We start from the raw sequence: 14,773 nt of genomic DNA, 5'->3' as shown, positions 1-14,773 counted from the left end.
CGTTTCCCCCACTATATAAAATAAAAATGTTTACTTGTCTTGTTCGTGATAAACCAAAGATACAACAATCACGCCTTCGACATCACGAGCCTTTTCAATATTGTCCAATAATACGTGTTGATCGTAGGATTCCATCGCCACAACCAAACGACCTTTTTCCCGTTCCATTGCCGACACTTCAGTATTTTCAATCGCTAAAAGTGCGGTCTTTATTTCATCAATTTTTTCCGGATTACATTGGATCATTAACCCCACAACATGCCATTCCGGAGATGTTTGTTTATTATATTGTTCACTCATTGTTATATTCTTCTCGCGGATAACTAATCTTAATGGCATTGACCGGACAGGTTTGAATACAGGCTCCGCAACCATTACATTGATCCGGATTGACGCTGACTTGCGATGTCATACCCAACATTGGTCTAAAACGAATGGCCCGCATTTCGCAACTGTCTTCGCAACTACGGCATTCAACGTTACTTTTGGTTAAGCAGTTCTGTGCAATCTCAATTTTATGTGGCCATGCGGCTTCTTCTCGCGAACGAAAAATCGGTTGTTGGCACACATCGACACATTTATCGCAGAAAGTACATTCACCGTTGCTGAAACTGATTTCGGGAAAATCACCGCTGCCTTTTATGATAATCTGTGTTTCACAAACATTGACACAATCGCCGCAGCGGGTACAATTTTCTACAAACAGGGCGTTATCCACCGACCAGGGCGGGCGAATTCCCTGAAACCCTTGTGTTTTGACTTTTGAGGATTGTAATGAGGTCAGAAACTCGCCACGTAAAAAACGTCGTCGCGGCAGTTCTTTTTCCGTCATTCGCACATTTAGCCCCATAAGATCAGATAGAAATTTCTGGGGGTTATTATCAGTCTTTGGCGATGAAGTTTTAATCACTAGAAAGGGGTATTTCTCGTTAAAAATACACCGAACTTTATTAAAAATAACAATGATTTAACAATATTTTAACATTAACGGCTTTAGTTATGACAGAAAGCATTTTTTTGATACACTATGCACAATTTGCTTTATTCCGCCGAAATAGTCGAGTGTCCCGATGAATAAGAAAAATTCCGTATCGACCCGCATTGCTCAATATTTATTTATGATTATCGCGTTTGTGGGCGTGATTACTACTTTGAGTTTTGTCGTGATGATCAGCAATAAATCCGATGCCGAATTGATCAACGTGTCCGGTTCCTTGCGGATGCAGGCGTATCGGCTTATTTATGAAGCTGAACGTTCGCCGGAAAATGTGGTTCGTGATTTGAAGCAATATCGTTTTACCCTGCATTCCCATGCGTTGTTGGATACACAAAACAGCATTTGGGTGACTGATACGGTAGCCGATGCCTATCGAGATATTTTAGATCGCTGGAAAGTGATGGAAAATTATATCTTGCAACAGCAATTTGACCGATATCAATATGAGATTCATAATTACGTTAATCAATTGGATAAATTCGTCTATGAATTGCAACGATTCTCGGAGCAAAAACTGATTATCGCTACCACGACTATCACGCTTTCTCTTTTGTTGATTGTCGCCATGGTGGCTTATGTGATTTGGTACACGCGTAAACAAGTGGTAATTCCTTTGCAGCAATTGGCATTAGCCAGCACACAAGTGCAACTGCATCAATTCAATCACGTGACATTAGATACGCAAAAACAAAATGAATTAGGCTCATTGGCCCGCGTGTTTACCCAAATGTCATCAGAATTACAAAAATTTTATACCGCACTTGAGTCAAGAGTCAGCGAAAAAACCTTAAAATTGAGCCAGGCCAACCGCACTTTGTCGATGTTGTATTATTGTTCGCAATTATTGACGGTGAGCGAATTGAATCGTGATAAACTGCAACAAGTATTGCAAAGCGTATTTGCCAATGAGCATTTACGTTTTCTCAAAATAGAAATTTACGGCATGGAGCATTGGGACATTGCCATTGGCAATGAACCGAAAAACGTTCAATTAGAGCAAGAAGAGGTGGGAATCGAAGGTCACAGTTTGGCTAAGCTTTCATGGCAATCCGGTTTGCCTTGTCCTGATCCGCGCACTATGCCGAATATTGCCCAATTGTTGGGGCGGGCGTTATATTTCCAACAAACACAGCGTCAACAACAGCACTTATTGTTAATGGAAGAGCGGTCGATTATCGCACGGGAATTACATGATTCATTAGCACAAGTATTGTCGTTTTTGCAAATTCAGCTTACATTGTTGAAGCACGCATTGAATAAATCCGACGAGACGGCGAAAGAAAAAAGCATGGCAATTATTAAAGCATTTGAACAAGCCTTAAGAGACGGCTATATTCAACTGCGTGAATTATTGGCCACGTTCCGTTTAACGGTACAAGAAGCGAATTTACAATTGGCATTGGAACAAGTCATTGATTCATTGAAAAATCAAACGGATATGACTATTTCACTGGATTGCAGTCTGCCGTCGCAAACCTTTACCGCACAACAACAGGTTCATGCGTTGCAAATTGTTCGGGAAGCGATTTTAAACGCCATCAAACATTCAAAAGGTACGCAAATTGACGTGATCGCCCGCACTAATCATGACGGTGAAAATGAATTGATTATTACCGATAACGGTATCGGCATTCCAAGCTTAAAAGAACCGGACGGACATTACGGTTTAAATATAATGTCGGAACGCAGTGCACAATTAAACGCAGTATTAAGCATTAGTAATCGCCCCGAGGGCGGTACGGAAGTAAAAATTACATTACCTAACGCACTAGAATTAGTATAGCAATAAAAAAATGAAAATTAGAACCGCACTTTCCGACGATTTGGCAAGAATCGTGGAAATTTATAATCAAGCGATCCCAAGTCGTCGCATAACCGCAGATCTTGATCCTGTCACAGTAGAGGAGCGCCAAAGCTGGTTTGCATTTCACTATAATAATCCCCGCTATCCTTTATGGGTATTGGAAACGGACGAACGGCAGATTGTCGGCTGGTGCAGCTTTTCGCCTTTTTATCCGCGTAAAGCTTTCGATCAAACCGCTGAAATCAGCATTTACCTCGACAATTCAGCAAAAAGCAAAGGCTATGGGAAAAGTGCGGTGGAATTTATGAAAAATCAGATGCTCCATTGCGGTATTAATACACTCATGGCGTATGTGATTGAGGAAAACCACATCAGCCGCTTTATGTTTGAAAAACTAGGTTTCCAACAATGGGGACGTTATCCGAGTATCGCCAATATGGGAGACAGCCTACAAACATTTTTGATGTACGGATTTCAGCGTTTTGAATAATAACAAAAAATCCGACCAAAGTGCGGTCGGATTTGATGATATTCATAATGACTAAATAGAGGATATCATTAGAATTTATAGGAAACGGAAAGTTTATAGTTACGACCCGGATCTAAATCTACAGCACCATAATATTGCGTACTGTGATCTTTATAAGCTCGGTCGAAGATATTATCGATACCGAAGGTAAGTTCCAGACCTTTAACTTGTTGCGGTGCCCAAGTGATATAAGCATTGCTGACCGCGTATTCATCTTTAGTGGTAATAGATTTAGCGTTAGCTGCATAAGCTAATCCGCGTACCCACATCGTATTCCAGCCCATTTCCATGTTCACGCTAGGTACACGGTAGTTCAAACCGAAGGTATAGCGGTCACCGGAATCAGGAAAGGCAGAATAACCATTAGATTTTTGTTCGCTGCGTGCACGGGCATAACTTACGCTGGCACCGAAGTTATCAATCCAGTAACGAGCCTGTGCTTCTACACCGCGTAATTTAACTTCACCTAAACTTGCGTAAATACTGCCGCCTTTACCGCCTCTGCCGCCATTTGCCGGATTCGTCACGGATTGATTAATATTGTCATAATCCGTGCGGAAGTATTTTGCCGTAATAGAGAAGCCGTCCGTATTGGCGAAAATACCGTCTTGTGCATAGTTGAAGCCGACTTCTTTATTATCACCGCGAGTCGGTTCAAGGCTGCCGGTGTAGCGTTTTGGCGCCACCAACGCTAATTCGCCGAAGCCCGGACCTTTAAACAGTTCGGTATAGTTAGCAAATAACACTAAGCTGTCGGTAACACCGTATTTTAAGCCCAAGGCTTTAGAGAAGCGGTGATAGGTTTTATCCAAACTGATGTAGTCTGCTTTGAAGTGGTCAAAACGCACACCCGGAGTAATAGTAAAATTACCGATGCCGATCGCATCTTCCAAGTAAACGGATGTAGAATAAGCGTGTTGCGTGTAATCAGGTCGAATAGTTTGAGAATTTCTTTCCTTACCGCCGTAACGAAGTGCGGTGGTTTTATAATATTCTCCGCCTAACAATACGCTGTGATTGGTCACGCCCAAATCAAATTCGGAACGGTTGGATAAGGTTCCGCCCGCCGTTTCCACTTTAGTTTGTTTGCGGTTCATGGAAGAGTTTTCGGTTTCGGTATAATAGGCGTTAGCCTTAACATTCACCCATTTGTTATCGCTCGGATTATAAGCATAGCCTAAAGTATAAGTTGAACGTTCGATTTCGGATCTGGCTTTACCGTGGTTTGCCGGTTTATAACCAGATTGGCCTTCCTGCGGTACATCGCCCAAGCACATCGCCATATTGGCACGATAACAGTTAATGGCGGTGTTGGTATAATGTTCGGCGGAAAGTTTCAGCCAGTGATTTTCACCGAAATTATATTTGGCTTTAAATAAATAATTTTGTAAATGACCTTTATTGCGATTCTCTAAACCATTGCCGTTTTCACCGTCTTTTTGGTTACGGTAGTTAAAATAACCTAATAAATCCAAGTTGCCCGCACGCCCGAATAACATCGCCGTAGTTTGATGAGAATTACCGTTGCTGCCCCAACCGTATTTCACTTTACCGCCGAAGTTTTCACCGTCTTCCAGCATATCGGACGCATCAACGGTTTCAAATTTCATTGAACCGCCTAATGAGCCTGCACCCGTGGCAATGGAGTTACCGCCTACGTCAATATCTACGCGTTTTAAAATTTCAGGGTCGATTCCGTAGTTACCTGAATGGTGGAATGAATAGCCTTCCTGACGTGCACCGTCCACGGTGATATTTAAATATTCTTCACTTACGCCGCGGATATTATAGCGTTCCACAATAGAACGTGCACCGTTCACATTCACACCCGGTACACCGCGCAGCACGTCGGACATTTTGGTTGCCTGACGTACTTTTACCACACCTTTAGCCGCCACATTGGCAACCTGCGGCGAGTAGTTATCACTCACTACTTCAATCGTATCAAGTCCATCCGTATTTTCAGCATGGACACTCGCTGCAACAAATACTGCAAGCGGTAGTAAAACAAAGTTAGATTTTTTCATAAGTCAGTTTTCCTTAGAAATATTTAGAATAAAAATTGCTGCATTTATAAGCATTAGGAATATTAACTTAAATGATATTAATTATCAAATGTATTTTTACTAAGGTTATTTTATCGTTTGTTACTCCTCGTTACGCGTAAAAAGTGCGGTCAGTTTCACAGAAAATTTGAATTCTGCGGATCTTTGCTGTAAACTACTATCCCGTCCTAATACTTAGGTATCTCATCTATTTTCTTTCAATCCATACATAAAATTAGGTTTCAAAATGGCAACTAATTATATTTTTGTAACGGGCGGTGTTGTATCTTCCCTTGGTAAAGGCATTGCAGCAGCTTCTTTAGCTGCGATTTTGGAAGCTCGTGGTCTGAATGTGACCATGATGAAACTTGATCCTTATATTAATGTTGATCCCGGCACAATGAGCCCGACTCAGCACGGCGAAGTGTTTGTGACCCAAGACGGCGCAGAAACCGATTTAGACTTAGGTCATTATGAGCGTTTTATCCGTACCAAAATGACCAAACGTAACAATTTCACCACCGGTAAAATTTACTCCGAAGTGTTACGTAAAGAACGTCGCGGTGACTATCTTGGCGCAACCATTCAAGTGATTCCACACATTACCAATGAAATTAAGGCTCGTGTGATTGATGGTGCGGCCGGTCATGATGTGGCGATTATCGAAGTGGGCGGCACAGTAGGCGATATCGAATCTCTACCATTTTTAGAAGCGTTGCGTCAGCTTGCGGTGCAGGTCGGTCGTGAACGTACTTTATTTATGCACTTGACTTTAGTGCCTTATATCCCGACTGCCGGCGAAGTGAAAACCAAACCGACCCAGCATTCGGTGAAAGAATTACTCTCCATCGGCATTCAGCCTGATGTGTTAATTTGTCGTAGCGATCGCATGATTCCACCAAATGAACGTGCAAAAATTGCCCTTTTCTGTAATGTACCGGAGCGTGCGGTCATTTCATTGAAAGATGCAAATTCTATTTATCAAATTCCGGCAATGTTAAAATCACAAGGCTTGGATCAGTTCATTTGTGACCGTTTCCATTTAACTTGTCCGGAAGCGGATCTTAGCGAATGGGAACAAGTGTTATATCAAGAAGCCAACCCGACCGGCGAAGTGACCATCGGCATGGTAGGCAAATACACCGAATTGCCGGATGCCTATAAATCCGTCAATGAAGCCTTAAAACACGCAGGTCTTAAAAATCGTTTAGCTGTCACTATTAAATATATCGACTCCGAAGATGTGGAAAGCAAAGGCGTTGAAGTGCTAAAAGGCGTGGACGGTATTTTAGTGCCGGGCGGTTTCGGCTATCGCGGCGTAGAAGGCAAAATCCGTACTGCACAATATGCGCGTGAAAATAACGTGCCGTATTTAGGCATCTGTTTGGGTATGCAAGTGGCGTACATTGAATATGCTCGCAATGTTGCCGGCTTGAAAGAAGCAAACTCTTCAGAATTTGACCGCACTTGTAGCCAACCGGTGATCGGTTTGATTACGGAATGGCAGGATGCGGAAGGCAACACGGAAAAACGCACGGACGAATCCGATCTCGGCGGCACAATGCGTTTAGGTTCGCAAGAATGTCATTTGGCAGAAGGCAGCCTTGCCCGTCAATTATACGGCAAAGAAACCATTAAAGAACGCCACCGTCACCGTTATGAAGTGAACAACGTATTACGTCCGCAAGTAGAAAATGCAGGGTTGAAAATCACCGGTTTATCTGCGGATAGAAAATTAGTGGAAATCATCGAAGTGCCGAATCACCCTTGGTTTGTGGCTTGTCAGTTCCACCCGGAATTTACGTCTACACCGCGTGACGGACATCCGTTATTTGAAGGTTTCGTGAAAGCGGCGAAAGCGAATCAAGGGAAGTAATTTTAAAGTGCGGTAACTTTCTAAAAAGTTTTAGCTAAGAATTTAAAAGCTGTCTAGCGTTTTGCAGACAGCTTTTTTATTCGGTTCAATTTGCTTATGCTTGGGAACTGATTGCGATATTTAATTTTAGACGGTTGTTTTACACTTTAGCCTTGTGCTAATTCTTGATAAATACGGCCTGCTTTTGATTGCAACAGTGCCCGAAAATAAGTTAAAAAATCACCGCACTTTTGCTGTTACAGTTTACATTTGTTTGTGAAGGGCGAATAAAGAATAGCAATATTTGTACAATACCTAAAATTTATTAGATCAAGATCAACAAAAAGAGATTTTTTACAAGACAAAAATAAAAAATCCCTTTAATATAGGGCAGTTCTCAAGTTTAATTTTAACTCACAGAGGAAAATCAAAATGGCAAAAATCGTTAAAGTAATCGGTCGTGAAATCATCGACTCACGTGGTAACCCTACTGTAGAAGCAGAAGTACATTTAGAAGGCGGCTTTGTTGGTCTTGCAGCTGCTCCATCCGGAGCTTCTACCGGTTCTCGTGAAGCGTTAGAATTACGTGACGGCGACAAAGCACGTTTCTTAGGTAAAGGTGTATTAAAAGCCGTTTCTGCGGTAAACAACGAAATCGCTGCGGCAATCGTTGGTAAAGAAGCGACTGAACAACGTGCTATCGACCAGATCATGATCGATTTAGACGGTACGGAAAACAAATCAAAATTCGGTGCGAACGCAATCTTAGCGGTTTCTTTAGCAAATGCTAAAGCGGCAGCCGCATCTAAAGGTTTACCGCTTTATGCTTACATTGCAGAATTAAACGGTACTCCGGGCGTTTACTCTATGCCACTTCCAATGATGAACATCATCAACGGTGGTGAACATGCAGACAACAATGTTGATATCCAAGAATTTATGATTCAACCGGTTGGTGCGAAAACTTTACGTGAAGCATTACGTATCGGTGCCGAAGTGTTCCACAACTTGGCTAAAGTATTAAAATCAAAAGGTTACAACACTGCTGTGGGTGATGAAGGTGGTTTCGCGCCTAACTTATCTTCAAATGCAGAAGCATTAGCGTGCATTAAAGAAGCGGTTGAAAAAGCAGGTTATGTGTTAGGTAAAGATGTCACTTTAGCGATGGACTGTGCGTCATCTGAATTCTATAACAAAGAAACCGGTAACTATGAATTAAAAGGTGAAGGTCGTACATTCACTTCTCAAGAATTCACACACTACCTTGAAGAATTAACCAAAGAATACCCAATCGTATCTATCGAAGACGGTCAAGACGAATCTGACTGGGACGGTTTCGCATATCAAACCAAAGTATTGGGTGACCGCGTTCAATTAGTAGGTGATGACTTATTCGTAACTAACACTAAAATCTTAAAAGAAGGTATCGAAAAAGGTATCGCAAACTCAATTTTAATCAAATTCAACCAAATCGGTTCATTATCTGAAACTTTAGATGCAATTAAAATGGCGAAAGACGCAGGCTATACTGCGGTAATCTCTCACCGCAGCGGTGAAACCGAAGATGCAACTATCGCAGATTTAGCGGTTGGTACTGCCGCAGGTCAAATCAAAACCGGTTCAATGAGCCGTTCTGACCGTGTTGCTAAATACAATCAATTAATCCGTATCGAAGAAGCATTAGGTGACAAAGCTCCGTTCTTAGGCTTGAAAGCGGTAAAAGGTCAAGCGTAATTTTGCATCCATGATGTAAAATTTTTAAAAATCCGACCGCACTTTTTCACGAAAGTGCGGTATTTTTTTAGAAAATTTTGAGGAGGGCTTATGCTGCTCGCACTGGAAGATGATTTATATATCGGCACGGAAAAGCAAGTTGGCACGACATCTATGGAACACGCGAATTTATCCGTGATGTTTGTGGATGACGGCGAAAGCGGTTATTTCTATGCTATTGATACAGCAAAGGAAAGTCCGATTGTGGATTCCTTGTTTGTGTATAATGTTAATAGTGTTGAAGAGCGTCAATTGCTGCGGAAACTGGAAATTTGCTGGGCGAAAAACGGCAAAATGGCATTGTTGTTTATTAATGATTATCCGCATGCGGTGTTTGATTTCGAACGGTTGGTGGGCTATAACCACAGCAAGTTTCCGGAACCGGATATCAGCACAATGTGGTCCCATGAAGAAGTGACGCAGGATCTGGTAAAAGACTGGTTGAAATTGTAGGAAACGGGCATATCGCCCGTTTTTTAAGAGGCGAGTCGCCACAACCATAAACCGAGTGCGGTGAAAGCCAGACCCAGTGCGACATGCACGGACAGCACGGCAAACCCGTTGAACCATTTTTCGTTGATAAAATTATCGATAATTTCACCTGCAAGGGAGGAAAACGTAGTCAGGCTGCCGAGAAAACCGGTGATAAAAAACAGCCGCCATTCCGTCGGGATTTGTGGAAAATGCAGCAGTACACCCATTGCGATGCCCATTAATAAGCAGCCCAAACAGTTTGCCGCCAAGGTGCCGAATACGATGCCGGCAAATAAAGTGTTCAGCCATAATCCCAATAGCCAGCGCAAGCTCGCGCCGATTGCCGCGCCGCCGATAACGTAGAAAAGTGCGGTCATAATTTCGTAAATTTTAATAAATACCGAAGGTCGCGCGCAGATAGCTTGCCACCGCTTCGTCTTTGTTAAAGCCGATTTGTTCCAGACCACAGCATACCGCTTTTAGGCGCGGATCCGCATTGCCCATCAATAAACCTTTACCCACTTCTTTCAGCATTTCTTCATCATTCATGCCGTCACCAAAGGCAATACAATCGGCCAATCCGTATTCCCGTTGTGCGATCAGATGGGCAAGGGCGGTCGCTTTTGACACGTTTTTATTCATCACTTCCAAACATTGCGGCGTGGAATACACCACGGTGATTTGATCGGCGTATTTTTCCCGCAGGCACTGTGCGATAGGTTCTAAATCCGCCAAGGTTTTACCGATAAAAAAGACTTTTTCCGTGCCCCGTCCGTGATGTTGCTTGAAATCCACCAGCTTATACATAAAGCCTGAATCTTTGTGATATTTTTTCAGCTCCGGCAAATCTAAATCCATAAACCAGCCGTCATCTTGGTAAATATTGGTTCGTACTCTGGTGGTATCTACGGGAAAATTAATCAGCTCAAAGGCAATGCGTTCCGGTAAATTATTAGCATAAATCAAATTACCTTGTAAATCATGTACCCGTGCCCCGTTTGAGGTAATCATCACCGCATGTTCTGCGCCCACTTTGCCGAGAATTGACCCCACATCTGTATGGTTACGCCCGGTTGCGAGTATGATATCCAACCCTTTTTGTTCCAGTTTATTGAGTGTATCGATAGTGAAATCACCGATAACATGCTTTGCATTGAGCAGCGTGCCGTCTAGATCGGATACCACGGCACGGAAAGGCATTTTTTGCATAAAATATTCCAATATAAAGACTAAGTGCGGTTAATAATAACAAAATTTTGCTTAAAATGACCGCACTTTCGGATAATTCTGTAAAAACATTATTTTTTGCTTAAAAAATAATGCCGAACAAGCTAGAATGGGAAAATTTACAGCGTAAAATAAACACAACACTAGCACAAATAGGTAAAAAATGAACGGTGCAAAATTTATTATTGAAAGCTTGAAAGCTCATCAGGTCACTACCTTATTCGGTTATCCGGGCGGGGCGATTATGCCGACTTATGACGCTCTTTATGATTCGGGATTAGATCATCTGCTTTGTCGTAACGAACAAGGGGCGGCAATGGCGGCTATCGGTTATGCCCGCGCCAGCGGCAAGGTGGGCGTGTGTATCGCCACATCGGGTCCGGGGGCTACTAACTTAGTCACCGGTTTGGGCGATGCGTTGTCGGATTCCATTCCTATCGTAGCCATTACCGGGCAAGTGGCTTACCCTTTAATCGGTACGGATGCTTTCCAGGAAGCGGATGTATTAGGTCTTTCCTTAGCCTGCTGCAAACATAGCTTTATTGTGCAAAATGTTGCCGAATTGCCGGAGATTATGGCTCGTGCTTTCCAAATCGCACGAAGCGGCAGACCGGGACCGGTATTAATTGATGTGCCGAAAGATGTACAATTTGCCGAAATTGATGCCCAACCGTTTACTTATTATCCGGAAACGCCACCTGAAATCAGCGATAAAAATCTGAAAAAAGCTTTTGATTTATTAACGCAAGCCAAACGTCCGTTACTTTATGTAGGCGGCGGCGTGGGAATGGCTAATGCGGTTCCTGCATTACGTGAATTTATTGCAGAAACCCAAATTCCGGCAATATCCACCTTAAAAGGCTTGGGGGCGATTCCGCCGGATCATCCCTATTATATGGGGATGATCGGAATGCACGGTACAAAAGTATCTAATCTTGCTACGCAGGAATCGGATTTACTGATTGTGCTCGGGGCGCGTTTTGACGACCGCGTGACAGGCAAACTGGATACCTTTGCACCGAATGCCAAAGTGATTCATGCCGATATTGATATTGCGGAAATGGGTAAATTGCGTTCTTCCGAAGTCACTTTATTGGGCGATTTAACGCAAGTATTACACTTTTTAAAACAGCCGCTTTATATCAGCGAATGGCACGCCGAAGTAACCCGTTTAAAACAACAGGCTGCAACGTATTATGAACCGAATGAAGGTGACAAAGCCATTAATCCGCTTTCAGTGTTACATCGTTTATCGCAAAAACGCCTGCAAAATGCCGTGATTACCACCGATGTCGGTCAGCACCAAATGTGGACGGCACAGCATATGGATCATTTCGCACCGGAAAACTTTATTACCTCCGCAGGTTTCGGCACCATGGGATTCGGTTTACCGGCCGCCGTGGGGGCACAAAAATCCCGCCCGCAAGATCCGGTGATTCTGGTGACCGGCGACGGTTCTATTATGATGAATATTCAAGAACTCGGTACGATCAAACGCGGCAAATTGCCTATTAAGATTTTATTGTTGGATAACCAACGTTTAGGCATGGTGCGTCAATGGCAATCATTGTTCTTTAATTCCCGCCACAGCGAGACCATTTTAGAGGATAATCCTAATTTTGTGATGCTCGCCAATGCCTTTGATATTCCGGGGGAAAGCATCACAAAAGCCGGCGAAGTGGAAGAGGCGTTGGAGCGTTTGTTAAATGCGGAAGGGGCGTATTTCTTGCATGTGTGTATTCACCAAAATGAAAATGTCTGGCCGTTAGTGCCACCGGGTGCGACAAATTCCGATATGCTTGAGGAGATGAAATAATGAACAACTATAAATTAACGCTTATTGCTCATCATCGTCCTGAAGTGTTGGAGCGAATTTTACGTGTCGTCCGCCACCGCGGATTTGTGATCACTGAAATGACTATGCAGTTAAAAGATGAAAAAGTGCAGTTAGATTTTTCAGTAAAATCCGACCGCACTTCAAGCTTATTAGTGAATCAGCTAGTAAAGTTGTATGATGTGGAAACCGTGGAATTAATTTAATCAAATACCCTAACAAAATTTACTTGGAGATATTTATGCCTAAACTACGTTCGGCGACCAGTACTCAAGGTCGTAATATGGCAGGTGCACGTGCATTATGGCGCGCTACCGGAATGAAAGAAAACGATTTCGGCAAACCGATTATCGCGGTGGTGAACTCATTCACCCAATTTGTGCCGGGGCATGTGCATTTAAAAGATATGGGACAATTAGTTGCCGCCGAAATTGAGAAAACCGGCTTAGCGGTGGCAAAAGAATTTAACACCATTGCGGTGGATGACGGTATTGCAATGGGACACGGCGGTATGTTGTATTCTCTCCCAAGCCGTGACTTGATTGCAGATTCGGTGGAATATATGGTGAATGCACACTGTGCCGATGCAATGGTGTGTATTTCCAACTGCGATAAAATTACTCCGGGAATGTTAATGGCAGCAATGCGTTTGAATATTCCGACTATTTTTGTTTCAGGCGGTCCGATGGAAGCGGGGAAAGCCAAACTTTCCGGCAACTTAATTGATGTGCGTCGTTTAGATTTAGTCGATGCGATGATTGATGCGGCAGATGTTTCTGTCAGCGAAGCGGATATTGATGTAATCGAACGTTCAGCCTGCCCGACCTGTGGCTCCTGTTCAGGTATGTTCACCGCTAACTCAATGAATTGTTTAACCGAAGCATTAGGTTTAAGTTTGCCGGGGAACGGTTCGATGCTGGCAACGCACGCTGATCGTAAAGCGTTATTTCTTAAAGCGGGGCGTCAAATAGTTGAAATTACCAAACGTTATTACGAACAAGACGATACATCGGTATTGCCGCGTTCAATCGGCACATTTGATGCCTTTGAAAATGCGATGAGCCTGGATGTAGCCATGGGTGGTTCGTCAAATACCGTATTGCACCTGCTTGCAACCGCACAAGAAGCGGGTGTTAATTTCACTATGAGTGATATCGATCGCATTTCGCGTCGTGTGCCATGTTTAAGTAAAGTTGCGCCAAATACCAATAAATACCATATGGAAGACGTGCACCGTGCAGGCGGGATTATGGGAATTTTAGGCGAATTGGATCGTGCAGGGTTATTGCATAACCAAACCCGTACTATTTTAGGTTTAAGCCTGAAAGAACAGTTAGAGCAATACGATATTATGCGTAATCAAGATCAGGAATTATTAAAATTCTACCGTGCGGGGCCGGCGGGGATTCGTACTACGCAAGCCTTTTCACAAGATTGTCGTTGGGATTCGGTAGATAACGACCGAGAAAACGGCTGTATCCGCAGCAAAGAGTTTGCTTATAGCCAAGAAGGCGGATTGGCAATGTTATCAGGCAATATCGCACTCGACGGCTGTATTGTAAAAACCGCGGGCGTGGATGAATCAATCTGGAAATTTACCGGCGAGGCGATTGTCTTTGAAAGCCAAGAAGATGCCGTTGACGGTATTTTGGGTGGCAAAGTGCGTGCCGGCCATGTAGTTGTGATCCGTTACGAAGGTCCGAAAGGCGGCCCGGGTATGCAGGAAATGCTTTATCCGACCAGCTACTTAAAATCCATGGGCTTGGGTAAAGCCTGTGCGTTATTAACCGACGGTCGTTTCTCCGGCGGTACATCAGGTCTTTCAATCGGTCACGTTTCACCGGAAGCAGCATCAGGCGGTGCAATCGGTTTAGTGTGTGACGGCGATATCATCGAAATCGACATTCCAAACCGTTCAATCAATATGAAAGTCAGTGATGAAGAGATGGCACAACGCCGTGCCACGCAGGATGCTAAAGGCTGGAAACCGACTAATCGCGAACGTGAGGTGTCTTTTGCCTTGAAAGTATTTGGTCACTTTGCAACCTCTGCCGATAAAGGCGCAGTGCGTGATAAAACCATGTTGTAATATAGTTAGAGGGCGTATTGAATACGCCCTCAGACCATTAATAAAGCTACTTAATTTGTAGAAGATCAGACTTGATCTGACAAATCACTATAAAAAGTGAGAGTTTCCCGTTTAGAATATGAGTGTCAAAATTCAATCTAAACAAA

At 43.3% G+C, this 14,773-nt stretch carries 13 protein-coding genes; 8 read left to right on the top strand and 5 right to left on the bottom strand.

The features are described 5' to 3' along the window. Positions 1–30: 30 nt before the first annotated feature. Both EDC44_RS07435 and napF read right to left on the bottom strand, forming a co-directional pair. Positions 31–300 (bottom strand): chaperone NapD, encoded by a 270-nt coding sequence (locus EDC44_RS07435; RefSeq protein WP_131976922.1) that lies wholly within the window; start codon positions 298–300, stop codon positions 31–33. Beyond that, positions 293–832, bottom strand: coding sequence for a ferredoxin-type protein NapF (napF, locus tag EDC44_RS07430; protein WP_131977022.1), 540 nt, complete (start codon positions 830–832; stop codon positions 293–295). The genes EDC44_RS07435 and napF overlap by 8 nt, the downstream gene beginning before the upstream one ends. 238 nt (positions 833–1,070) lie before the next feature. Between napF and narQ the strand changes: the two genes are divergently transcribed. Further along, entirely contained in the window at positions 1,071–2,780 is a 1,710-nt protein-coding gene (gene narQ / locus EDC44_RS07425; RefSeq protein WP_131976920.1) for a nitrate/nitrite two-component system sensor histidine kinase NarQ, read from the top strand. A 10-nt stretch (positions 2,781–2,790) separates the two neighbouring features. Beyond that, positions 2,791–3,291 carry a GNAT family N-acetyltransferase gene (locus EDC44_RS07420; RefSeq protein ID WP_131976919.1) on the top strand — a complete coding sequence of 167 codons (501 nt, stop codon included), beginning with the start codon at positions 2,791–2,793 and terminating at the stop codon, positions 3,289–3,291. Between the two features lie 68 nt (positions 3,292–3,359). On the opposite strand, the gene EDC44_RS07415 is transcribed toward EDC44_RS07420, so the two are convergent. After that, positions 3,360–5,357: a TonB-dependent receptor domain-containing protein gene (locus EDC44_RS07415; protein ID WP_131976917.1), complete on the bottom strand. Its 1,998-nt coding sequence runs from the start codon at positions 5,355–5,357 to the stop codon at positions 3,360–3,362. Positions 5,358–5,622: 265 nt separating this feature from the next. On the opposite strand from EDC44_RS07415, the gene pyrG reads away from it, so the two are divergent. From pyrG to EDC44_RS07400, 3 genes are all read left to right on the top strand, one after another. Then, on the top strand, positions 5,623–7,251 hold the full coding sequence (gene pyrG / locus EDC44_RS07410; RefSeq protein WP_131976915.1) for a glutamine hydrolyzing CTP synthase: 1,629 nt from the start codon (positions 5,623–5,625) through the stop codon (positions 7,249–7,251). 411 nt (positions 7,252–7,662) lie between these two features. Further along, positions 7,663–8,964: a phosphopyruvate hydratase gene (eno, locus tag EDC44_RS07405; RefSeq protein ID WP_131976913.1), complete on the top strand. Its 1,302-nt coding sequence runs from the start codon at positions 7,663–7,665 to the stop codon at positions 8,962–8,964. Between the two features lie 90 nt (positions 8,965–9,054). Beyond that, on the top strand, positions 9,055–9,456 hold the full coding sequence (locus EDC44_RS07400) for a DUF2251 domain-containing protein (protein ID WP_131976911.1): 402 nt from the start codon (positions 9,055–9,057) through the stop codon (positions 9,454–9,456). A gap of 23 nt (positions 9,457–9,479) precedes the next feature. Here the strand turns inward: EDC44_RS07400 and EDC44_RS07395 are convergent, their stop codons facing one another. Both EDC44_RS07395 and EDC44_RS07390 read right to left on the bottom strand, forming a co-directional pair. Further along, entirely contained in the window at positions 9,480–9,854 is a 375-nt protein-coding gene (locus tag EDC44_RS07395; protein ID WP_131976909.1) for a CrcB family protein, read from the bottom strand. Between the two features lie 13 nt (positions 9,855–9,867). Further along, positions 9,868–10,686 (bottom strand): Cof-type HAD-IIB family hydrolase, encoded by an 819-nt coding sequence (locus EDC44_RS07390; RefSeq protein ID WP_131976907.1) that lies wholly within the window; start codon positions 10,684–10,686, stop codon positions 9,868–9,870. Between the two features lie 181 nt (positions 10,687–10,867). Between EDC44_RS07390 and ilvG the strand changes: the two genes are divergently transcribed. The 3 genes from ilvG to ilvD are packed head-to-tail and all read left to right on the top strand — an operon-like array spanning position 10,868 to position 14,627. After that, complete coding sequence (ilvG, locus tag EDC44_RS07385; RefSeq protein ID WP_131976905.1) at positions 10,868–12,520, top strand: acetolactate synthase 2 catalytic subunit; 1,653 nt, start codon at positions 10,868–10,870, stop codon at positions 12,518–12,520. Next, entirely contained in the window at positions 12,520–12,744 is a 225-nt protein-coding gene (gene ilvM, locus EDC44_RS07380; RefSeq protein WP_131976903.1) for an acetolactate synthase 2 small subunit, read from the top strand. The genes ilvG and ilvM overlap by 1 nt, the downstream gene beginning before the upstream one ends. A gap of 35 nt (positions 12,745–12,779) precedes the next feature. Continuing rightward, a complete protein-coding gene (gene ilvD, locus EDC44_RS07375) occupies positions 12,780–14,627 on the top strand; it encodes a dihydroxy-acid dehydratase (RefSeq protein WP_131976901.1) in 1,848 nt (615 codons plus the stop codon). Positions 14,628–14,773 lie beyond the last annotated feature (146 nt).

This window comes from Cricetibacter osteomyelitidis, from assembly GCF_004340985.1.
GTDB lineage: Bacteria > Pseudomonadota > Gammaproteobacteria > Enterobacterales > Pasteurellaceae > Cricetibacter > Cricetibacter osteomyelitidis.
Note: the sequence above shows the minus strand (reverse complement) of the source record. Positions and strands in the feature narration are given on the sequence as shown.